The organism is Flintibacter hominis, from assembly GCF_014287965.1.
Taxonomy (GTDB): Bacteria; Bacillota; Clostridia; order Oscillospirales; family Oscillospiraceae; genus Lawsonibacter; species Lawsonibacter aceti.
In genome coordinates, this window is the sequence record NZ_JACOPO010000005.1 from 1 (window position 1) to 21,764 (window position 21,764).

The 21,764-nt window shown below is 57.8% G+C and carries 20 protein-coding genes and 1 other annotated feature; of the genes, 12 read left to right on the plus strand and 8 right to left on the minus strand.

Annotation, left to right across the window (positions count from 1 at the left end; translation table 11 throughout):
* Positions 1 to 234, plus strand: a 234-nt coding sequence (locus H8S11_RS08490) for an S-layer homology domain-containing protein (protein ID WP_186852843.1), incomplete at its 5' end; no start/stop codon positions are given.
* A 55-nt stretch (positions 235 to 289) separates the two neighbouring features.
* On the opposite strand, the gene H8S11_RS08495 is transcribed toward H8S11_RS08490, so the two are convergent.
* Positions 290 to 1,045 (minus strand): M23 family metallopeptidase, encoded by a 756-nt coding sequence (locus H8S11_RS08495; protein WP_262669499.1) that lies wholly within the window; start codon positions 1,043 to 1,045, stop codon positions 290 to 292.
* Between the two features lie 147 nt (positions 1,046 to 1,192).
* Between H8S11_RS08495 and H8S11_RS08500 the strand changes: the two genes are divergently transcribed.
* From H8S11_RS08500 to H8S11_RS08515, 4 genes are all read left to right on the plus strand, one after another.
* Positions 1,193 to 2,443 (plus strand): M16 family metallopeptidase, encoded by a 1,251-nt coding sequence (locus tag H8S11_RS08500; RefSeq protein ID WP_186852844.1) that lies wholly within the window; start codon positions 1,193 to 1,195, stop codon positions 2,441 to 2,443.
* Between the two features lie 89 nt (positions 2,444 to 2,532).
* Positions 2,533 to 3,018: a signal peptidase II gene (lspA, locus tag H8S11_RS08505; RefSeq protein WP_147572314.1), complete on the plus strand. Its 486-nt coding sequence runs from the start codon at positions 2,533 to 2,535 to the stop codon at positions 3,016 to 3,018.
* The gene (locus H8S11_RS08510) at positions 3,005 to 3,913 is read left to right on the plus strand and encodes an RluA family pseudouridine synthase (RefSeq protein ID WP_186852845.1); all 909 of its coding nucleotides are present in this window, start codon (positions 3,005 to 3,007) and stop codon (positions 3,911 to 3,913) included. The genes lspA and H8S11_RS08510 overlap by 14 nt, the downstream gene beginning before the upstream one ends.
* A 184-nt stretch (positions 3,914 to 4,097) precedes the next feature.
* Entirely contained in the window at positions 4,098 to 4,562 is a 465-nt protein-coding gene (locus H8S11_RS08515) for a helix-turn-helix domain-containing protein (protein WP_243201002.1), read from the plus strand.
* A 238-nt stretch (positions 4,563 to 4,800) separates the two neighbouring features.
* Here the strand turns inward: H8S11_RS08515 and pta are convergent, their stop codons facing one another.
* Positions 4,801 to 5,775: a phosphate acetyltransferase gene (pta, locus tag H8S11_RS08520; RefSeq protein ID WP_147572317.1), complete on the minus strand. Its 975-nt coding sequence runs from the start codon at positions 5,773 to 5,775 to the stop codon at positions 4,801 to 4,803.
* A 239-nt stretch (positions 5,776 to 6,014) separates the two neighbouring features.
* On the opposite strand from pta, the gene H8S11_RS08525 reads away from it, so the two are divergent.
* Both H8S11_RS08525 and lepA read left to right on the plus strand, forming a co-directional pair.
* Positions 6,015 to 6,710 carry a helix-turn-helix domain-containing protein gene (locus H8S11_RS08525; protein ID WP_186852847.1) on the plus strand — a complete coding sequence of 232 codons (696 nt, stop codon included), beginning with the start codon at positions 6,015 to 6,017 and terminating at the stop codon, positions 6,708 to 6,710.
* Positions 6,711 to 6,894: 184 nt separating this feature from the next.
* Positions 6,895 to 8,703 carry a translation elongation factor 4 gene (gene lepA / locus H8S11_RS08530; RefSeq protein ID WP_147572319.1) on the plus strand — a complete coding sequence of 603 codons (1,809 nt, stop codon included), beginning with the start codon at positions 6,895 to 6,897 and terminating at the stop codon, positions 8,701 to 8,703.
* Positions 8,704 to 8,910: 207 nt separating this feature from the next.
* Here the strand turns inward: lepA and H8S11_RS08535 are convergent, their stop codons facing one another.
* The gene (locus H8S11_RS08535) at positions 8,911 to 9,549 is read right to left on the minus strand and encodes a recombinase family protein (RefSeq protein ID WP_147572320.1); all 639 of its coding nucleotides are present in this window, start codon (positions 9,547 to 9,549) and stop codon (positions 8,911 to 8,913) included.
* A gap of 209 nt (positions 9,550 to 9,758) precedes the next feature.
* Here H8S11_RS08535 and H8S11_RS08540 point away from each other — a divergent pair, with 209 nt between their 5' ends.
* From H8S11_RS08540 to H8S11_RS08555, 4 genes are all read left to right on the plus strand, one after another.
* Positions 9,759 to 10,703 carry an L-lactate dehydrogenase gene (locus tag H8S11_RS08540; protein ID WP_147572321.1) on the plus strand — a complete coding sequence of 315 codons (945 nt, stop codon included), beginning with the start codon at positions 9,759 to 9,761 and terminating at the stop codon, positions 10,701 to 10,703.
* 65 nt (positions 10,704 to 10,768) lie between these two features.
* Entirely contained in the window at positions 10,769 to 11,821 is a 1,053-nt protein-coding gene (gene spoIID, locus H8S11_RS08545) for a stage II sporulation protein D (protein ID WP_186852848.1), read from the plus strand.
* A 290-nt stretch (positions 11,822 to 12,111) separates the two neighbouring features.
* A complete protein-coding gene (locus tag H8S11_RS08550) occupies positions 12,112 to 12,342 on the plus strand; it encodes a hypothetical protein (RefSeq protein ID WP_186852849.1) in 231 nt (76 codons plus the stop codon).
* A gap of 449 nt (positions 12,343 to 12,791) precedes the next feature.
* Positions 12,792 to 13,031, plus strand: a complete 240-nt coding sequence (locus H8S11_RS08555) for a hypothetical protein (RefSeq protein WP_186852850.1) — start codon at positions 12,792 to 12,794, stop codon at positions 13,029 to 13,031.
* Positions 13,032 to 13,087: 56 nt separating this feature from the next.
* On the opposite strand, the gene ilvC is transcribed toward H8S11_RS08555, so the two are convergent.
* The 5 genes from ilvC to ilvB (H8S11_RS08580) all read right to left on the minus strand — a co-directional run bounded on the left by ilvC (position 13,088) and on the right by ilvB (H8S11_RS08580) (position 18,653).
* On the minus strand, positions 13,088 to 14,107 hold the full coding sequence (gene ilvC / locus H8S11_RS08560; protein ID WP_147572325.1) for a ketol-acid reductoisomerase: 1,020 nt from the start codon (positions 14,105 to 14,107) through the stop codon (positions 13,088 to 13,090).
* Complete coding sequence (gene ilvN / locus H8S11_RS08565; protein WP_147572326.1) at positions 14,088 to 14,654, minus strand: acetolactate synthase small subunit; 567 nt, start codon at positions 14,652 to 14,654, stop codon at positions 14,088 to 14,090. Before ilvN (H8S11_RS08565) ends, ilvC begins: the two co-directional genes overlap by 20 nt.
* A 15-nt stretch (positions 14,655 to 14,669) precedes the next feature.
* On the minus strand, positions 14,670 to 16,373 hold the full coding sequence (gene ilvB / locus H8S11_RS08570; protein ID WP_186852851.1) for a biosynthetic-type acetolactate synthase large subunit: 1,704 nt from the start codon (positions 16,371 to 16,373) through the stop codon (positions 14,670 to 14,672).
* 151 nt (positions 16,374 to 16,524) lie between these two features.
* Positions 16,525 to 17,010, minus strand: coding sequence for an acetolactate synthase small subunit (gene ilvN, locus H8S11_RS08575; RefSeq protein ID WP_147572328.1), 486 nt, complete (start codon positions 17,008 to 17,010; stop codon positions 16,525 to 16,527).
* 14 nt (positions 17,011 to 17,024) lie between these two features.
* Complete coding sequence (gene ilvB / locus H8S11_RS08580; protein WP_186852852.1) at positions 17,025 to 18,653, minus strand: biosynthetic-type acetolactate synthase large subunit; 1,629 nt, start codon at positions 18,651 to 18,653, stop codon at positions 17,025 to 17,027.
* A 65-nt stretch (positions 18,654 to 18,718) separates the two neighbouring features.
* Positions 18,719 to 18,953 (minus strand) — a binding site (T-box leader).
* 359 nt (positions 18,954 to 19,312) lie between these two features.
* Here ilvB (H8S11_RS08580) and H8S11_RS08585 point away from each other — a divergent pair.
* Positions 19,313 to 21,724, plus strand: a complete 2,412-nt coding sequence (locus H8S11_RS08585; protein WP_186852853.1) for an S-layer homology domain-containing protein — start codon at positions 19,313 to 19,315, stop codon at positions 21,722 to 21,724.
* Positions 21,725 to 21,764: the final 40 nt, after the last annotated feature.

The window sequence follows — 21,764 nt, forward strand, 5'->3', positions numbered from 1 at the left end:
CTGTACCGCTACGCCCAGAACGAGGGGTACAAGACCAGCCAGAGCGGCAAGGGGACAGAGGGCTATCTGGACGCCTCCTCCATCTCCAGCTATGCCGTGAAGGCCATGGACTGGGCGGTGAACGCCGGTCTGCTGTCCGGCAAGGGGAACAACACCCTGGCGCCTACCGCCGGGGCCACCCGCGCCGAGGTAGCACAGATTTTCATGAACTTCTGTGAGAACATTGCCAAGTAAGCGGACATTAAAATAAGAGGAAAGGGCCTCTGCCGAATGGCAGAGGCCCTTTTGTTCACCGCTGGGGCAGGTATTCGGCGGGGTCTACCACCACACCGTCCACCGCAGTCTCCAGATGGAGGTGGGAGCCCATGTTGCTCTCCGCGATGGCTGTGGCACCGACGGTGGCAATCGCGGTACCTGTTTCCACCGTATCTCCCTCCGCGACCAGGACCTGGTCTAGGTTACAGTAGGTTGAGGTCAGGTCGTTCCCATGGTCAATGACCACGGACGTACCCATCAGGCCATCTTCAAAGACCTGGACCACAGTGCCGTCGCCCATGGCTAGCACCTGGGTGCCCGCCTGGACAGAGAGATCCAACCCTCCGTGGGTACGCCAGTCCCCAAGTGTGGGGTCCAGCAGCAGCGTCTCCACACTGAACTCCCGTAAGATCTCTCCCTTTACAGGCCAGGTGAAAACGGTGGCGGTAGGCTTGTCCTCTTGGGGCGTGGTTTCGGCGGGCTGCTTGACCGGCTCTGGGTCATCCGGCTGGGTCACCGGTTCCGGATTGCCGGTGGGCTGGTCATCCGGCTTTGATGAGACCGGCGGGGTAATGGTGCCCGCGGGATCGGGCCCGTTGGCCTCGGAGTCAGGCAGGACCACGGTGGGGTTCCCGGTCACCGGCGAGGTCCCACCCATATCACCGGCGATGGAGTTGAGGAGATAATAGCCCGAGATTCCTATGGTGGCGACGCACAGGAACAGGACTATGTAAAAGCCCTTTCCCAGCATGAAGTCGCCCAGACGTTGTATCAGGTTTCGATTCTTCACAAAATGCACCTCCGAAGCCTATTGTGGACAGCGGAAGGAGTGGTTATACATGGCAGGCAAAAATTTTCTGGCCGGGCCGGCCATGGACGAATCCTTCTTTTTATGGTATACTGCTTAAAAATCAATTACAGTTCTCGGGAGGTCCAGATGTATCAAGAACTAACACTGTCTAATGGAGCCCGGATTCTACTAGAGCGGGTGGCCGGCGCGCGGTCGGCGGCCTTGGGCTTTTTTGTCGGCGCTGGCTCCCGACACGAATCGGCTGTGGAGAATGGGGCCGCCCACTTCATTGAGCATATGCTGTTCAAAGGGACAGCCCGCCGGTCCGCTGCCCAGCTGGCCCGAGACATGGACGCCATTGGCGGTCAGGTCAACGCCTATACCACCAAGGAGCACACCTGCTTCTACGCCCGGAGCCTTGACCGTCACCTGGACCAGGCCCTGGATATTTTGAGCGACATGCTCTTTCACTCCAGATTCGCCCAGAAGGATGTGGAGATGGAGCGGAGCGTCATCCTAGAGGAGATTGGAATGTATGAGGACGCCCCGGACGACCTGGTATCCGAGCGGCTGGCCGCCGCCGTGTACAAGGGATCCCCCCTGGCCCGTCCCATCCTAGGCACCCAATCCACCCTGGCCCCCATGACCGGAGCGTGGCTAGACCAGTGGCGGCGGGAGCACTACCGACCAGGAGTCCTGGTTGCCGCCCTGGCAGGCAGCTTTACGGACAGCCAAGTGGACAAGCTGAAGGACTGCCTGTCCGCTCTGGAGCCGGGGGTCGCTCCTGTCCAGAAGCCAGCCGCCTACCGCCCGGCGGTCACCGCCCGGAAGAAGGCCATTGAGCAAAACCACCTGATCCTGGCCTTTCCCTCCCCGACCTATCTGGACCCCAGGCGGCGGCAGCTCCAGCTGCTCAACGCCCTGCTGGGGGGAGGGTGCTCCTCGCGCCTGTTTCAAGAGGTCCGGGAGAAGCGCGGCCTGTGCTATACCGTCTACTCCTATGTGGCCGACCACCAGGATACAGGGCTTCTTGGCATCTATACCGCCGTTGGAAAAGAGCAGGAGCGCCAGGCCCTGGACACGGTCCGGGACGTAGTGGAGCGGCTGCTCCAGGAGGGGCCGTCCCAGGAGGAGCTTGACCGGGCCCGTGATCAGGCCAAGGCCAATCTCCTGATGGGCGCTGAGTCTATTCAGGCCCGGATGAGCCACCTGGGGGCCTCCGCCCTCCTGTACGGCAGGGTGCAGGAGACCGAGGAGATCATCTCCCTCTATGACAGCGCCACCCGGGCGCAGTTGAGGGATCTGGCCCGTGAGATCTTCCACTGGGACCTGGCCTCCCTGTCCGCTTTAGGACGGGTGGAGGCCGGGGACCAGTACCGCCGCTGGCTGGAGGGGTGATTTTTCTCCCGCTTTTTGGAAAAGGGGCTTTTTCTCGCCCGGTCCATGTGTTATGATAGAAAAAAAGAACGTGCCTGGAGGAGAAGTCCATGCCCTATGCCATCCTTGCGGCTGTCCTGGTGGCCCTGGATCAGCTGGTGAAATATCTGGTCCTGCAAAACATTGAGCTGGGGGCCCATGTGCCCTTTATTCCCCATCTGCTGGAACTGACCTATGTAAAAAATACTGGGGCGGCCTTTTCTATTTTTTCCGAGCACACCTGGCTGCTCGCCCTGGTGTCCCTGGTCATGTCCGTGCTGCTGGCCCTGGCTATCTGGAAGAATTTTTTTCATCATCCACTGGGAAAGGTCATCCTGACCCTGCTGCTGGCCGGGGCGGTGGGCAACCTTATCGACCGGGTCTTCAGGGGCTTCGTGGTGGATATGTTCAACGTGCTGTTCATGAATTTTGCCGTCTTTAATGTGGCGGACATCTGTGTGGTGGTGGGGGGCATTGCCGCCGCCCTCTACTATCTCTTCCTGGCGGATAAATTGGAGCCCCATCCGGGCAGGGAGACTGACGATGATCCCGCTTGATTTGACGGCCGACCGGGAGGGGGAGCGATTGGACGCCTTTTTGGCCCGCTCTGTCCCCGACCTGACCCGCTCCGCCGCCCAGCGGCTGCTGGAGCGGGGGGCGGTCACCCTCCGGGGCCGGGCCGCCAAAAAAAATGACAAGACCAGGCTTGGGGACAGCCTAACAGTCTGTCTGCCCGAACCACAGCCCGTGGACTTGGTCCCCCAGAACATCCCTTTGGATGTGATCTATGAGGATGACGATGTGATTGTGGTCAACAAGCCGGTGGGGCTGGTGGTCCATCCGGCACCCGGACACCCAGACGGGACCCTGGTCAACGCCCTGCTGTACCACTGTGGGACCTCTCTCTCCGGAATCAACGGGGAGCTTCGCCCCGGCATCGTCCACCGCATTGACCGGGACACCTCTGGCCTGATCGTCGCCGCTAAAAATGACCGTGCCCATCTGGCCCTGGCCGCCCAGCTCCAGGATCACTCCCTGGCCCGGGTGTACGAGGCGGTGGCGGTGGGAGGCTTTCGGGAGGACTGTGGCACTGTGGACGCTCCCATCGGCCGCCATCCGGTGGACCGGAAAAAGATGGCCGTTGACCGCAAAAACGGCCGGGAGGCGGTGACCCACTGGTCCGTTCTGGCCCGCTATCCTGGCTATACCCATGTGGAGTGCCGGCTGGAAACAGGCCGTACCCACCAGATTCGGGTCCATCTGGCCTCCATCGGCCATCCGCTGCTGGGGGATACGGTGTACGGCAGCAAAAAGCCATGGCCCGGACTGACCGGCCAATGCCTGCACGCCCGCAGGCTCCGGTTCGTCCACCCATCCACCGGGGAGCCGCTGGAACTGGAGTGTCCGCTGCCTGATTGGTTCCGGGATGTCTTGGAAAAGCTGGAACATTAAAAGCTCTTGTGCTGGCCTATGGCCGATACAGGAGCTTTTTCATGGGTATCTGGATTTCCATACTAGGATCACAGGAGCGGCGGGCTTTTTCCCTCGCTGAAAGCGGCGGGCAAATATGATTTGCTTGTCAGGGCAGGCCGGTTCAGATATACTGAACCCAGAACACAAGAACAGGAGGGGGCTTATGAAACAGATCTCTCAAAATATCCGCAGGCTTAGGAAAGAAAAAGGGATGTCCCAGGAACAGCTTGCCCAGGCCCTTCATGTGACGCGGCAGACGGTATCCGCCTGGGAGCGGGGAATAGCCCAACCAGGTCTGGACGTTCTGGGGCAGATCGCCCAATTACTGGGGGTGGAGCCGGAGCGGCTGCTTTACGGCGAGGACAGCGGCCGGGGGCGGGTCTACCGCGGCGTGTCTTTCTGGCCGGTATTGGGCGTGATCCCCATGTTTTATGTTATGGTATTCTGGGTTCTGCCCATCCCCATGAGCCTGGTAGCAGGCACTTTTACTGATACAGCTATTGTGCTGTGCGGTCAGCTCTTTTTAGCCATCGTCATGATGTTCTGCTACTGTGGGTTGAAGGATGAGATCCGAAACCGGGACTACTATGACCACACAGAGGACCGGGAAAACGACGACCTGGAGTAGTGTGGGGAAGGAAATTGCATCAATACAAACGCGGGGAGCGCCTATCTGGGCGCTCCCCTTTCAACGGCAGTGTTGTAATGTCTTGGTCTCTTCGATGCTGGGCCGCTTTCGCTACGACTTGTAGCGCGGATAGCTCCGCTTTGCGGCTCACAGCGCGCCCCGCCTGTGGGGTGGCAGGCCACTCCATAGCAGACAATAAAGGAACGCTCCGAAGAGCGTTCCTTCCGCTTTTATTAAATCAGGCCAGGGCCGCGGTAATAATTGCCATGGAGTAGACCTCCTGGGCGTTACAGCCGCGGGACAGGTCGTTGATGGGGGCGTTCAGGCCCAGCAGAATGGGGCCGTATGCCTCAAAGGAGCCCAGGCGCTGGGCGATCTTATAGCCGATGTTGCCGGCATTGATGTCGGGGAAAATAAAGGTGTTGGCATAGCCGGCCACTTTGGAGCCCTTGCATTTGGTCTGGGCCACACGGGGGGACACGGCAGCATCAAACTGCAGCTCGCCCTCGATAGGCACGTTGGGCATAGCCAGCTTGGCCTTCTCGGCGGCGTTGCGCATCTTGTCTACATCCTCGCCCTTGCCGGAGCCAAAGGTGGAGTAGGACAGGAAGGCCACCTTGGGGTCGATGCCAAAGATCTTGGCGCAGTCCACAGTTTCAGAGGCAATCTCCACCAGCTCGTCCTCAGTGGGCTTGATGTTGATGGCGCAATCAGCCATGGCAAGCACATCGTTTTCGCCGGTGGCGGAAGGACGGACCAGGATGAAGCAGGAGGACACGATGGAATTGCCGGGCTTGGTCTTGACCAGCTGCAGGGCGGGACGGACGGTGTCGGCAGTGGAGTAGGTAGCGCCACCCAGCAGGGCGTCGGCCTCTCCCATAGCCACCAGCATAGTGCCAAAGTAGTTGCCCTTCTTCAACATGGCGCGGCACTCATCGGCGGTCATCTTGCCCTTGCGCAGCTCCACCATGCGGGCCACCATGGCCTCCATGTTCTCATAGTTCTCAGGGTCTACGATGATGGCACCCCGGATATTGAAGCCGGCGTCCTCGGCGGCAGCCAGAATCTCAGCCTCGTTGCCGATGAGAATGGGGGTCAGGAAGGTCCCGGAGAGCAGACGGGCAGATGCCTCCAGGATACGGGGATCGGTCCCCTCAGTGAATACAATCTTGCGAGGATGGGCCTTCAGGATCTCAATGAGCTTTCTAAACATAACGACTTCCTCCAAATCAAAAATCAGGCGCGGAAAAGCGCCAATTCCTGGTCCCTATGGTAGCATTTTCGGACCCGAAATGCAAGGGGCTTTCGCCTGTTTTTCCCGTGTATCCTGTGAAAAATCTTTGTTCGGCGGGAACAAAATTTTTCAGTTTTGCTCTTTACGACAAGTATAGGTTTCAGGTATACTATACCAAGTGTATTGTCGCTCCCCTGGAGCGCGTTGAGGTGAGAGATATGAATGAAGAATTTTCCCGCACCCTCTCCCTGCTGCGGCAGGAGAAAGGGGTGAGCCAGCGCACCGCCGCCACAGCCCTGGGCATCTCCCAGGCCCTGCTCAGTCACTATGAAAACGGTATTCGGGAGCCTGGCCTGCCCTTTGTGGTCCGGGCCTGTGACTATTACGGCGTGTCCGCTGATTTTCTCCTGGGGCGCACCCTTAGCCGGGACGGCACCACCATTGCCCCCGAGGAGCTGTACGACCTGAGCGACGAGAAGGACAACTCTCTGCGCGGGGGCGTCCTGGCCCTCCTGTCTAAAAAGCTGCTGGTCAACTCCATCGGCGTACTGTTCGACCTGTTGGCCAAGACGGGCAGCCGGGAGGCCATCCGCGCCTGCGCCAACTATCTGTCCGGGGCGGTCTATAAAATGTACCGCCGGCTGTATCAGGCCAATCCAGCCAACAACCCGGACTTTTTTTCCGTACCCCCCCACCTGTTTGAAGGCGGGCTGGCCGACGCGGACATGAGCTGCTCCGAGTCGGAGTTTTCTGCTGCCCTGGCGGCCCAGGTCAAAGAGAAGGCCCCCCTGCCTGAGCTGTCCAATGATATTTTGGCCCGTGATTACCCGGTGCTGTATCAATCCCTGCTCCAAATCGTCCATAACACCGGAGAGCGGGTCAATGGGCTGTTGGAAGGCCGGAAGAGCAAGTGAGGCGGGCGCGTTTTTCCCACTTGCTCATTTTCCCCTCCACCTCTCAAGCTTCAACCGCTCGCCCTCTCCATATCAGATCCATCTGCTCACAAGGGGGGCTCCACTCCGCAAGCGATAAATCGCTGACAGATGTGCAGTCGTTTGGCTTTGATTTGGTTTGATTTCCTACCGGAGGTTTATGCTTATGACCGATCAATCTAAAATCCGCAACTTTTCTATCATAGCCCACATTGACCACGGCAAATCGACACTGTCTGACCGGCTCATCGAGCTGTGCGGAGCGGTAGAGCAGCGGCAGATGGAGTCCCAGCTGCTGGACAACATGGACTTGGAAAAAGAGCGTGGCATCACCATCAAGGCCCGGGCTGTCCGGCTGGACTACCGGGCGGAGGACGGGAACACTTACGCCCTCAACCTGATCGACACCCCTGGGCATGTGGACTTCAACTATGAGGTGTCCCGCTCTCTGGCCGCCTGCGAGGGGGCGGTGCTTATTGTAGACGCTTCCCAGGGCATCGAGGCCCAGACCCTGGCCAATACTTATCTGGCTATGGAGCATGATCTGGAGATCCTGCCTGTAATCAACAAGATCGACCTGCCCGCCGCCGACCCTAAGCGGGTAAAGGAGGAGATCGAGAACATCCTGGCTCTCCCCGCCGAGGACGCTCCAGAGATCTCCGCCAAGCAGGGAATCAATATTTCCGCCGTGCTGGAGGATATTGTTCAAAATATTCCCGCTCCCCAAGGAAATCCCTCAGCCCCGCTGAAGGCCCTGATCTTCGACAGCCAATATGACCCCTATGTGGGAGTGGTGGTCTATTTCCGGGTAATGGAGGGAACACTGAAAAAGGGGATGCAGGTCAGGATGATGGCCTCCGGAGCCTCCTATCAGGTGCTGGACTGCGGCTATCTGCGCCCCCTAGGCATGGATTCCTGCCAAGAGCTGACCGCCGGCGAGGTGGGCTGGTTCACCGCCTCCATTAAAAATGTGAAGGATACCCGCGTCGGCGATACCATCACAGGGGCGGAGGTCCCGGCGGCGGCCCCTCTGCCCGGCTACCGGCCCGCCCAGCCTATGGTCTACTGCGGCATATATACCGAGGACGGCTCCAAATACCCCGACCTGCGGGACGCCCTGGAAAAGCTCCAGCTCAACGACGCCTCCCTGTCCTTTGAACCGGAGTCCTCTATTGCCCTGGGCTTCGGCTTCCGCTGTGGATTTTTGGGGATGCTCCACATGGAGATCATACAGGAGCGGCTGGAGCGGGAGTTCGACCTGGACCTGGTAACCACCCTGCCCTCCGTTATCTATGAGGTAACAAAGACCGACGGCACAGTGGTCCGTGTGGACAACCCCCACAACTACCCCGACCCCGGCTCCATCAGTGAGGCGCGGGAGCCCTACGCCAAGGTATCCATCATCTCGCCCCCGGACTATGTGGGTAATATTATGCCTATGTGCCAGGACCGTAGAGGTGTTTTTAAGGACATGCAGTATCTGGACACCAATCTGGTGGAACTGCACTACTCCATGCCTATCGGGGAGATCATCTATGATTTCTTCGATGCGCTAAAGGCACGCACCAAGGGGTACGCCTCCCTGGACTATGAGCTAGAGGGCTATGAGAAGAGCGATTTGGTGAAGGTGGATCTGCTCCTCAATGGGGACCAGGTGGATGCCCTGTCCTTTATTGTCCACCGGGAGAAGGCCTATGGCCGGGCCAGGCGCATCTGCGAGAAGCTAAAGGAGAATATCCCACGCCAGCTCTTTGAGGTGCCCGTTCAGGCGGCCATCGGCGGCAAGATCATCGCCAGGGAGACGGTGAAGGCCATGCGGAAGGACGTGCTGGCCAAGTGCTACGGCGGTGACATCACCCGAAAGAAAAAGCTGCTGGAGAAGCAGAAGGAAGGCAAAAAGAAAATGCGTACTCTGGGCACCGTCCAACTGCCCACTGAGGCATTTATGGCAGTCCTCAAGCTGGACGAGGAGTAAACGGGCATTTTCGTCTGCCTTCCTGGGCCCCCATCTTTGATGGGGCGGCGCTGTGCGCCGTAAATTCGCGGCGAAGCGGAAAATTGCGTTTATTCCCACCCAAGCATTGAAATCACCCTCAGAGCCCCCGGCAAACCGGGCCGATTCCGCCAAAACAGTGGTGAGGCCGGGCGGTACATGATTTTTTCATGTACCGCCCGGTTTTTTCTATCCTCGTTCTGATGACAACCTCTTGGAACTCCGGATCATGGAGGACAGCTCCTCCAGCTTCCTGGCCTTGGCATAAAAGGTACCGATGGGCATTTCACAGGCACGGGCTGCTTGGGGGAGGGTTATGCTCTTTTCCCGCCATGCCTTATGGATCAGGTAGAAATTATCCGGCAAAGCCTGGGACGGCCGGCCAAACCGCACTCCTCTGGCCTTGGCGGCGGCAATGCCCTCGGCCTGTCTCTTGCGGATATTTTCCCGCTCGTTCTGCGCGACAAAGGACAGGATCTGAAGCACCAGGTCGGCGATAAAGGTACCCATCAGGTCTTTGCCCCGTCGGGTGTCCAGAAGAGGCATATCCAGCACCACAATATCCACTCCCTTTTCTTTGGTCAGCACCCGCCACTGCTCCAGCACTTCGGAGTAATTGCGGCCCAGGCGGTCGATGCTTAGGATATACAGCAGGTCCCCTGCCCGTAACCGTCTGAGCATCCGCTTATAAGCTGGCCGCTCAAAGTTTTTGCCGGACAGCTTATCCATATATTGACTGTCTGATGGTACCCCGGCAGCCAGCAGGGCCAACCGCTGCCGGTCCTCGTTCTGGTCCGTGCTGGACACACGAATATAGCCATAAATCAATTTGCTTCCCTCCTTCGTTTTCTACCATCATAAGACAACGTGAGGAGAAAGCGCAGCCCAGATCAAGAGACAGTCAAAAAAATCAGGAACTCATAACCCTTCCCATCCTCTAATTGAAAGTGAACACCGAATCTTCAGGAATAGCAGCTCGAAAAATCAGGCACAACTAAAAGCCAGAGGGCTTTTAGGCCTGAGAAAGGAGAACAATCATGACTACAGATCCCAGAAAGGCGGCCATCATTGGCTGCGGTGCGGTGGGTGCCTCCATCGCCTTCCGATTTTTGCAGCAGGGCCTGTTTTCCAAGCTGGTGCTGGTAGATGTAAACCGGGCCAAGGCGGAGGGTGAGGCCATGGACCTGAGTGACGGCCTGCCTTACGGTTCCGCCATGGAAATATCGGCCGGGGGCTATGACGATCTGGCTGACTGTTTTCTTGTCGTTATCACCGCCGGGGCAAACCAGAAGCCCGGTGAGACCCGGCTGGACCTGATCGGCAAAAATACCGCCATCCTCAAAAGTATTCTCACTGAAATTAACGCCCGCGGCTTTCAGGGTATCCTGCTGATCGTTTCCAATCCGGTAGATGTACTGACCTATGCGGCCTGGAAGCTGTCCGGCTGTCCCAGAGGCCGGGTCATCGGCTCGGGTACCGTGCTGGACACCGCACGGCTGAAGCAGCTGCTGGGCGAGGAGCTGGCGGTGGACAGCCGAAATATTCACGCCTTTATCATTGGGGAACACGGGGACAGCGAGCTGGCGGTTTGGAGCGGGGCCAATGTGTCGGGCATCGATCTGGACCAGTTTTGTCAGCTTCGGGGCGGAGTGGACAACTGCCACCTGGACCAGTTGTACCGACGGGTGCGGGACAGCGCCTATGAGATCATCCGACGAAAAGGGGCTACCTACTACGGCATCGCCATGGCAGTAGGCCGCATCGCCCAGTGCCTGGTGCGGGACGAACACTCTGTTCTCCCGGTGTCCGTGGTGCTGGAGGGACAGTACGGCTTGGAGGGCCTGGCCCTCAGCATCCCTTCTGTCGTGGGGCGGAACGGCCTGGAGGAAGTGCTGGAAATCCCGCTGAACGGGGAGGAGCGTCAGGCGCTGGAGGACTCCGCCCGCCAGATGAAGGAGGCCATCGAGTCTTTGGACCTGTAACGGTAACAGGCATAAAAAAGCCCGCCGTCCCATAAGTTGTCCCAAAGGACAAGGAGGGGCGCGGGATGAGGATACAGCGGGCACGGGCAAAAATATGGCTGGGGCGGTCTCTGCGGCAGGTGGTGGCGGCCGCTCTCTTGAGCGTGGGCGTACTGTTCTGTCTGCCCGGAATTCTAATCCGGGGAGATCCCTTATATCAAGGATCCGAGGTGGTTGAATCACTTCCTCCGTCCGGGGACGCAGCCTCCGGTGGAGTACAGGCCGCCTCCCGGGACCGCGGGAGAGCTGTACGGCTGCAGATGGACGACGGAACGATCCGGGAGCTGTCTATGTCTGACTACCTGTGGGGGGTAGTGGCGGCTGAAATGCCGGCCTCCTTTGAACTAGAGGCCCTGAAAGCCCAAGCCTGCGCCGCGCGAACCTATACGGTAATCAGGCAGAACTCCGGCTCTGACAAGCACCCGGGAGCGGATATCTGTGAAGACAGCACCTGCTGTCAGGCCTATATCGAGCGGGAGGCGGCCCTGGCCCGCTGGGGACTAAACGCCCAGGAGTATGAGGAAAAGATTTCCCAGGCGGTGGAGGGGACCGACGGGCTGGGTATTCTCTATGAGGGGCAGCCCATTCAGGCACTGTTCTTCTCCTCCGCCGCCGGCCGGACCGTGGACGCTGTGGCGGTGTGGGGCAACAGTGTGGACTATCTGAAAAGCGTGGACAGCCCAGAGGGGGATGAGGTCCCCAACTACCACAGCCAGGTCGTTCTCTCCTCTCAGCAGGTCCAAGAGGCGGCTTTGGCCGCCTACCCCGGAGCGGATCTGTCCGGGGAGCCCTCCAGTTGGTTTGGTCAGGCCGTCCGGGACGAGGGCGGCACCGTCACCTCCATCCCCTTTGGCGGCCTTACCCTCACCGGCGGCCAGGTCCGGTCCATGCTGTCCCTCCGGTCCGCCGCCTTTACCGTGACCTGGGACGGGGAAAATTTTACCTTCGACGTTACTGGCTACGGCCACGGGGTAGGCATGAGCCAGTATGGAGCCAACGCCATGGCCAAAGAGGGGAAAAATTTTACAGACATCCTGACCTGGTACTATACCGGCACCCAGGTAGACGCTCTCTGGTGAGAAAGGCACAGCCCTCCCGGCAAGCCGGGAGGGCTGCTTCTGTTCCAGTCAGCAAAAGGCGGCACCTTGATTTGGTTATTTTTAATAAATATATCTCATTTACATGGCAATTATTTACAAATTGCATAAATCTCGTTAAAATAAAGACAGTAATATCTTCCTGATATCCTGTACCCACGGAGGCGGCGGAAGGAGCAGCTCGATGGGCTAAATGCTGATTCCCCACCAAAACCGGGGGACCCACTTCAAGACTGATACGACCGCTGCCGGCAGTAAGGGAGTGACTGGGGATGGATTCTATGAAATATGAGATCGCTGGCTTGGCGGTCATGACAGCAGCCGCATTTCTTTACGGCCCGGAGGTGGGAAGTTTTGTATTCTCCCTCTCAATCTTGATAGAAGGCATCGTCTGTTTGATCAAATTTCGGGGGAATCGCTGGCTCGCCCTGATGCTGCTCGTCATGGTGGTTTTGGGCAGCGTGTTCACCGTCCGGGAATTTGTTGGACTCTTATCCGAGTAATTGAAAAACTAGAACCTCCGGTGTTGCCAGGGGAGCAGTTCAAGATGGATACGGCCGCTGATGTCACAGGTGCTTGGGCATAGGCCGCACCAAAATACCAGCGCACCATTGGAGGACTGGTAAAAATGGGATCTGATCGGAACATAGATAAATATATTTTGATACTAGCCTTGTGTTCCTCCCTGATTGCCCTCTTATTTGCAGGTATTACGTATGCTATCTGTATTTATTGTTTTGGCATCTTTCTTTATGGGGGCATTGGGTGTATCTGTACAATAAAAAAGAAGCATTATGTTCGGGCCCTGGTTTATCTCCCCCTTATCATTTTATCCTTCGTCGCTCTGCTTCGGGAGTTATCACCAGCCCTAAAAAAATAGAGGGAACCCCCAGCTTACGCCATGGAACCCATTTAAGGCGGATACGACTGCTGATGTCAGGAGGGCTCGGATATGGACCGTAAAAAGTACCGTTACCGCTACCGCGTCACTGTTCTCGTAATCATGATAGCAGCCGGGATTTTTTTCAGTATGAAGGCAGTAAGCCTCATATTCTACACATCACTTTTGATTGAATGTTTCGGCGCTTTGATCGTAGATCGGCCGAAAGGCTGGATTGTGCCGGTACTGCTCGTAGCGGGGATCTTGGACGGTATTTTGGTGGTCAAAAAGCTCCTTGAGCTCATGTCTTAACTAAGCAGGCCCCCCGGCTTATGCCGGGGGGCCTGAATTTTGATGCGGAGCAGTATTTAGTTGGAAGCAGTATCCAAATCGGTGTCCCCGCCCCAGATCATATTCTTCCGCAGCTCGGCACCCACGGTTTCCATCTGGTGTTTGGCCAGATTGGCCCGCATGGAGTTGAAGAAGGTGCGGCCGTTCTTGTTCTCGGCGATCCACTTACCAGCAAAGGTGCCGTCCTGGATGTCCTTCAGAACTGCCTTCATGTTCTTCTTGGTCTCCTCATAGGGCAGGACACGGGGACCGGACACATACTCGCCATACTCTGCGGTGTCGGAGATAGAGTAGTTCATGGCCGCCACGCCGCCCTTGTTGATCAGGTCGATGATAAGCTTCATCTCGTGGATGCACTCAAAATAGGCGTTCTCGGGCTCGTAGCCGGCCTCGACAAGAGTTTCAAAGCCCAGCTTCATCAGCTCCACCACGCCGCCGCACAGAATGGCCTGCTCACCGAACAGGTCGGTCTCAGTCTCATCGTGGAAGGTGGTTTCCATCACGCCGCCCCGGGCGCCGCCGATGCCGGCGGCATAGGCCAGTCCCAGCTTATAGGCGTCGCCGGTGGCGTTCTGCTCTACGGCGATCAGGCAGGGCACGCCCTTGCCGTTGACATAGGTGGAGCGGACGGTGTGACCGGGGCCCTTGGGGGCGATCATAACTACGTCTACGTCGGCGGGGGGAACGATCTGCTGATAGCGGATATTGAAGCCGTGGGCAAACATCAGCATATTGCCGGAGGACAGGTTGGGGGCGATGGACTTTTTATAGACCTCGGCCTGGACCTCGTCATTGATCAGGATCATGACGATATCCCCCCACTGGGCGGCCTCCTCCACTGTCTTGACCTGCAGGCCGGCCTTCTCAGCGTTGGCCCAGTTCTTGGAGCCCTGGCGCAGGCCGACGCAGACATCACAGCCGGAGTCCTTCAGATTCATGGCGTGGGCGTGGCCCTGGGAGCCGTATCCGATAATGGCAATCTTTTTCCCGTCCAGATAGCTCAGATCACAGTCCTTCTCATAGTACATTTTTGCCATAGTTGTATTCCTCCTTCAGTTTGTTGTCATCATATATAGTGCTACGCCCTCTTTCGATGGCGAGAGTACCCGTCTTTGCGATCTCCAGAATGCCGAAGTCGGCCAGCAGGTCTGTGAGTGCCCTGGTCTTGGACCGGTCACCGAAGATAGCTACTGTCAGGGTGTCCCGGCCCACATCGATGATGTTGGCCCGGAAGATGTTGGCCATTTGAATGACCTCATCCCTGGAATTGCGGTCCGTGGCCCGGACTTTGATGAGAGAAAATTCCCTCTGGATAGAGGTGGCCTCGTCCAAGATCTTTACCGCCAGCACAGGGATAAGCTTACGGCACTGGTCGGCAATCTGGTTTATCATCAGCTCGTCCGCCAGAATGCTGATCGCCAGGCGGGCGGTGTTGGGCCGGTCGGTTCCGCCGGTGACAATGGACTCGATGTTATACCCCTTACGGGCAAACAACCGGGCCACCTGGCTCAATACGCCGGGGATGTCCTGGACCAGGATGGCCAGGGTATACAGCTTTTTTTCTGGATCAAATTCCCGTTTCATATCCCCCTAGCCCCCTTATTTGAGTAAGAAGTCAGTGATATGGGCGCCGCCGGCTACCATGGGCCGGACCATCTCATCCATATCCAGGCGGCAGTCGATGACACAGCCGCGGCCAGCGGTCAGCGCTTCCTGGAAGGCCGCCTCCATCTCCGCCATACTGGTTACCCGGAAGCCCTTCAGGCCATAGGCCTCGGCCAACTTGACAAAGTCCGGGCCTCGGTCCAAGGTGGTCTCCGAGTACCGCTGATGGTAGATCAGATTCTGCCACTGGCGAACCATACCCAGGGTGCCGTTATTGAACACTACTGTAATGATAGGCAGGTGGTAATGTTCTACCGTAGCCAGCTCATGGCAGTTCATGCGGAAGCAGCCGTCTCCGGTGGTATGGACCACCACCTTGTCCGGGTTGCCCAGCTTGGCCCCGATGGCCGCTCCCAGCCCGAACCCCATGGTCCCGAAACCGCCGCTGGTCAGCAGCTGCCCAGGATAGTCAAAATGGAAGTGCTGAATGGACCACATTTGATGCTGGCCCACATCGGTGGCCACGATGGTATCCTGGGGCGCCAGACGCCGGATGGTCTCCAGCACCTGCTTGGGGGTAAGCTTATCTCCCGTTTCCGCCACCGAGGGGACCCGCAGAGGCAGGACCTGCTCCTTCCATTCCGGATGGCTGTACTGGGGCAGCTTGGCGTTGAGCATCTCCAACACCCGCCGGGCTGAACCGATGATGTGGTGGTCCGTGAGGACATTTTTGTCAATCTCAGACCGGTCAATGTCAATCTGGACGACCTTGGCCTGGCTGGCAAAGGTCTCCGGCTGGAGCGCCACCCGGTCTGAGAAGCGGCAGCCCACGGCGATGAGCAGGTCACACTCATTGCACGCCACATTGGATGCCTGAGAGCCGTGCATCCCAATCATCCCTGTCGTCAGCGGATGTCCGCCCGGGAAGCCGCCGCCCCCCATAACAGTGATGGCCACCGGAGCGTCCAGCTTCTCGGCAAACTCCCGGAACTGCCGGTGGGCACGGCCCCGGACCACACCGCCGCCGCAGATGAGCAGCGGCCGCTTGGACTGGGCAATCATCTCCACCAGGGTTTCAATGTCCCCTTTGTTGGGCTCTGGAGCCTTCAGCTCGTGGCTGGTGGCCAGGGACTGGATGGAGCTGCAGGAGCGGTTCCTGCTCCAAGGGACAAACTCATAGTCGATCTCCACACTGGGAAACGTAACATTTTTCAGGAAATCGATGAGCACCGGGCCGGGCCGGCCGGTGGCCGCCACGGCAAATGCCTGACGCATCACGTCCGGGATGGTCTGGGCGTCCCGGACCAGATAGGTGGCTTTGGTAATAGGCATAGCGATGCCGGTAATGTCCACCTCCTGAAAGGCGTCCTTCCCCAGCGTCTGCTCCGTCACATTGCAGGTGATGAACACAATGGGAGAAGAGTCCATATAGGCGGTGGCAATCCCGGTGACCAGATTTGTGGCGCCAGGGCCGCTGGTAGCGAAACAGACCCCCACTTTCCCGGTGGAACGGGCATAGCCGTCGGCGGCGTGAGCAGCCCCCTGCTCATGGGCGGTCAAGATATGGTGGATCCTATCCTGATAGTTATACAGCTCATCATAGAGATTCAGGATCGTTCCACCTGGATATCCGAAAACAGTGTCCACCTCCTGCTCCAGCAGACACTCCATGATGGCCTGAGTGGCGCGTACTTTCAAAACGGCTGACCCCCTTTGGGTGAGATAGAAGTGTGATGTTACGCTGCGCTTTGCGCATGCGGTCTGGGCGCTCTCGCTGCGGCTCTGGACACAAACGGCCGGACTTCGCCTGCCCTGGTTTGTATTCGCCGCTCCGCTCCAAGCTCCGCGCTCAAATTTTCCCTCCGCCCTTCTGCACGGCGATGACGCCGGTACGGGCAACCTCCAAAATGGAGAAGGGCCGCATCATGGCCTGGAAGGTATCCAGACGATCCGGCGTGTCGGACAGTTCCAGAGTCATAGAGGTAGGAGAGATATCATCCACCTTAGCCCCGTAGATGGAACAGATGGTCATAATATCCTGCCGGGTTTTATTGTTGGCGTTTACCTTTAAAATCATCAGCTCCCGGCCAATCAAGTTGGTCTCCTCCAAAGTGCGGACCTTGATGACCTCGATGAGTTTGTTGAGCTGCTTTTCCACCTGCTCCACCACGCTGTTGCCGCTATCCACGATGATTGTGATACGGGAGATGGTAGGGTCGTCGGTGACACCCACGGCCAGGGATTCGATGTTGAAGGCTCGGCGGGCAAACAACCCAGTAATACGGTTTAGAGCGCCCGCCTGGTTCTCCACCAGCACGGAGATTGTCTGTTTCATCTGGTCCCCCTCCTTTAATCGTTGGTGCCCACGTCGGGGTGGACTTCACAGAGCATCAGGCAGGCGCCTTTGGTGGACAGAAAGCGCTCGATGGCCTCGTCCAGTTCTTCCTCCTCGCGGACCATAATGCTGGGGATCCCGTAAGCGGCGGCAATGGCGGCAAAGTCCGGGGAACCGTCCAAATCCACCCCAAAGGGGCCGTGATAAGGAACTGATTTCTGGATCTGGTGGACCAAACCCAGGGTATGGTTCTGAAACACAAGGATCTTGATATCCAAATCAGCGCACCGTATGGCGGCCAGTTCGTTCATGGCCATCTGGAAAGAGCCGTCTCCACAGACAACGACGGTCTGCCTGCCCGGCTTCGCCACCTTGACGCCAATCGCGGCGGGGAGGGCGTAGCCCATGGTCCCCAGGCCGCCACTGGTCAGCAGTCGGCCGTGCTTTTGGGGAAAATACTTACAGGTAAAGATCTGATTCTGGCCTACATCCACGCACACCACGGCGTCCTCATCCAGCTTGGCCCCCAGCCTACGGATGGCAGTACCAGGGAACACAGAACCGGGACGCTTGGGAAAGACCCGGCTCAACTCGGCCTTCCGGTAGTCCCGAAGCATGGCCAGCCAGTCGGCAGAATCGGTGCTGGAAACACCCATATCCAGGATCTGGCGAAGGATGACCTTCACGTTGCCTACCAGGGGGACGGCGGCCTGCATATTTTTCCCGATCTCCGCCGGATCCACGTCGATATGAATGGTGGCCATCCTGCGCTGTATCTCGTCGGGGGAGATGATGGCCCGGTCGGCAGCCCGAGTGCCCACCATGATGAGCAGGTCGGACTTTGCCAGGGCTTTGTTGGCGCAGTGGTTGCCGTGGGCTCCGATCATGCCCAGGTTGAGTGGGTGGTCCGTGGGCATCAGGCCAATGCCCATCATGGTCTTGACAACCGGGATATTGGCGGTCTCCGCCAGCTCCAGCAGCTCCTCCTGTGCGTCGGCCAGCCACACACCGCCGCCAGCGCAAATCAGAGGCTGGCGGGCCTTGGCGATGGTTTCCACTACACGCTTAATTTGGAGGTCATTTCCTTTGACGCTGGGCTTGTACCCCCGGATATTGACCTCCTCGGGCCAGTCAAACTTCTTTAACGTCTGCTCCTGGACATCGATAGGAATATCAATGAGGACCGGGCCCGGACGACCAGTGGAGGCGATATGGAAGGCCTCTCGGACCACCCGGGGAATGTCGTTGGCGTTTTTCACCAGATAGCTGTGCTTGGAGAAGGGCGCCACGGCACCGGTGATATCCACCTCCTGGAAGATATCTCGGCCCAGAAGATGGCTGGGCACCTGTCCGGTGATAGCCACCATGGGGATAGAATCCATGTAGGCTGTAGCGATACCAGTAATCAGGTTGGTGGCCCCGGGACCAGAGGTGACCATGCATACTCCTACCTTGCCGCTGACCCTGGCATAGCCGGAGGCCATATGGCCGGCGTTCTGCTCCGTCCGCACCAGGGTATAGCCGATCTCCGGATGTTCCTTTAGGGCGTCTACCACCGGGCAGATGGTGGCTCCGGCGTAGCCAAAAATATGGTCTACCTGCTCGCGCAGCAGGCTTTCAATCAACGCGTGCGCTCCATTCATGGAACTTCACCTCCATTGGTGTGCTTTGACTCAAAAAAACAAAAGCGGCTTCGTCCTATCTATACAGATAGGACGAAGCCGGATGCTCCGTGGTACCACCTAAATTCATAACCTTTGGCTGGTTATGCGCTCATTTCCCCAATAACGGTGGGAGAACCGTTCCAACCTACTATGGCACGCCGCCAGTTCAGAAGGACTGCTCACGGGCGAGCTTCGGGGGAGGTCCTTCACGAGCGCTTACACCGACCGCGCCCTCTCTTCGCATCCAGACAAGCCTACTATCCCGTTCATCGCGTTTATGATGATTGTTCACAATCATACTCTATTCTGTCGGATTTGTCAATTCCCTTTCCCCGGAAATTTCTCCGTTTTTTATTGCTTGACCATGTCTACCAAATGTCTACCAAAAAAAGCGGGAAAGCGCTGGGAAACGTGGCTTTCCCGCTTTTCCATTTTCTGGGCGTCTACCAGATGTCTACCGAGGGCACTTTTTCTTTGGAAAAGCGCCCTTTTTTATTTACTGTTAGCGGGTTTTCCTCACCTTTTTTGCTGTGCAAGGGGCGTTATACAGGGCTGATGCCATAAAAAGTCCTCAAAGCCTCGAAAAAATGGGGATTTTGTCAGAAAAATCCCCGAAAAAATTTAAGGAGGAATCCCGAATGAGAAACCTGAAACGGGCTCTTAGCCTGGCTCTGGCTTCCGTCATGGTCATGGGCCTGATGGTAGTTGGCACCGGCGCGAGCTACGTCGATGTGTCTTCCAAGAACAATCAGGAAGCCATCGAAGTTCTCCAGGCCGTCGGTGTTATGACCGGCGACGAGAACGGCAAGTTCAACCCCGACGCCAACGTCACCCGCAACGAGATGGCCGTCATCATGTCCAACATGCTGGACTACAAGGTGTCCAACTACGCTGGCACCGCCCCCTTTACCGATGTGCCCGCCTGGGCTGAACCCTATGTGGCCGCTTGCTGGACCCACGGCATTATCTCCGGCTATGACGCCAAGACCTTTGGCGGCAGCGACTCCGTCACCGCCGCCCAGGCCGCTCTGATGATGATGAAGGCCCTGGGCTACTTCCAGTATCAGTCCGATTTCGGCGACGACTGGCAGCTGTCCACCATCCGTCAGGCTAACCAGATCGACCTGTACAACGACGTGGATGTTGCCGCTATCGAGGCCATGACCCGGAACGACGTGGCCCAGCTGGCTCTGAACACCCTGGAGGCCACTCAGGTCATCGTGGGCCGTGAGCCCGGCAAGGTGGTCACCCCCGACGGCACCACCGTGTACCTGGGCTCCGCTGAGTACAGCGACCTGTACAAGTCCGGCAGCCGCTATAAGAGCATCAGCGCCGAGCAGGACGAGAGCAAGAAGTACTCCGCCGAGCTGGGCGAGGACCTGTTCGCTGGCGAGCTGAAGAAGATAGCCGACGACAGCGACGACTTCGGCCGTCCTGCCGTTATCTGGTCCTACGAGGGCGACGAGATCGGCAAGTACGCTGGTGAGGAGCCCGTCATGACCTATGTCAAGGACTTTGACAAGGACGAGGTAAAGGACTTGGAGAAGGACGGCTACGACTTCGACGGTGCCACCATCTATGTCAACGGCTCTGTTGAGACCGGGCTGGACAGCGTCGCAGACTTGGCCGCCCGCAAGTACAAGGGCACCGTCATTGAGCTGTACGCTGCTGAAGATGACGACAAGAAGATCGACCGGATTGTCCTGCTCCAGGGCTACCTGGCTCAGGTGACCGACATGGACGACGAGGATGTCACCATGGACGTCTACAACCCCTGGCTGAATAATGACGACGAGGCCGTTTCTTTCACGGTTGAGGACAACAGCAAGGATGACGACGACTGGTTCGACCGCCTGTCCAAGCGTTATGACGTGGACGACTACTTCGTCATCTTCATTGAGGCCGCCGACGTGAACGACGATAACGATGTGCTGGCCGTGTCTGACGTAGAGACCGTCAGCGGCACCGTCAAGACCGTCAAGATCACTGACGATATGGAGAATGGCTACAACGGCAGCTTCACTCTGGACGGCACCAAGTACACCCTGGCCTCCGGCTACAACAATGTCGAGATCAACGCGGGCGACGAGTATGACTTCTTCCTGGACGAGAACGGCTTTGTGATTGGCGCCAAGGCTGCCAACGACGAGATCAAGATCGATGACTATGTCTTCGTGAAGGCAGCCAGCACCTCTGGCTTTGATGCTATCGCTAAAGTCATGTTTATGGACGGCACCTCCAAGAGCATTACTGTCAGCGAGGTAAATGGCTCCGAGATCGACGGTGACACCACAAGTTGGAACACTGCCAACTTTGGTAACGCCTTCTACACCTTTAAGGAGAAGAAGAACGGCGAGTATGAGCTAGAGGTTGTCAAGAATCAGGCTTCTACCACAAGCGCCACTGTGGACAACGTCGCCAAGCCCATCTCCGGCGTTTCCCTGACTGGTAACTCCTCCACTCTGTTCATCGCTAAGGATAAGGTTTACACCGGTGTGAAGAACGCCCCCGAGGTTGAGGCTGGTCCTGTCTACTACATCTATGATGGTGCCCGCTTGGTCGTTGTGTACGCTAAGAATGAGGGCTCCGCCAGCACCAGCGCTGACGAGCTGGTCTATGTCCTGTCCGACAACTACGCTGTGGGTCTGGACGACGATGACGAGGAGTACTATGAGTACGACGTCTTCATGGACGGCGAGAAGACCACCCTGATGACCCGTGAGGATGACCTGGACAAGGGACTGTACCAGATCAAGGGCTACGAGGACGACCTCTATGCCGAATTCAAGGACAGCGTTGACAGCGATCTGGTGAAGACCGAGAGCGATGTGACCAATGTCGACTACGAGGACGGCACCCTGACTCTGGACGGCGAGGGTTACCTGCTGGCTGATGACGTGAAGGTCTACACCATCGACGGCACCACCGTCAAGTCCATTGGCGCCGGCTCCATCGAGAACCGCGTAACCAAGGACGGTTTTGACAACGTCACTCTAATCCAGCTGGACGAGGATGACAACGAGTTCGTTATCGTCTATCTGACCAAGTAATTTCTTTTCCGCAACCCCAAAGGACCCCGGAGCCAGAGCT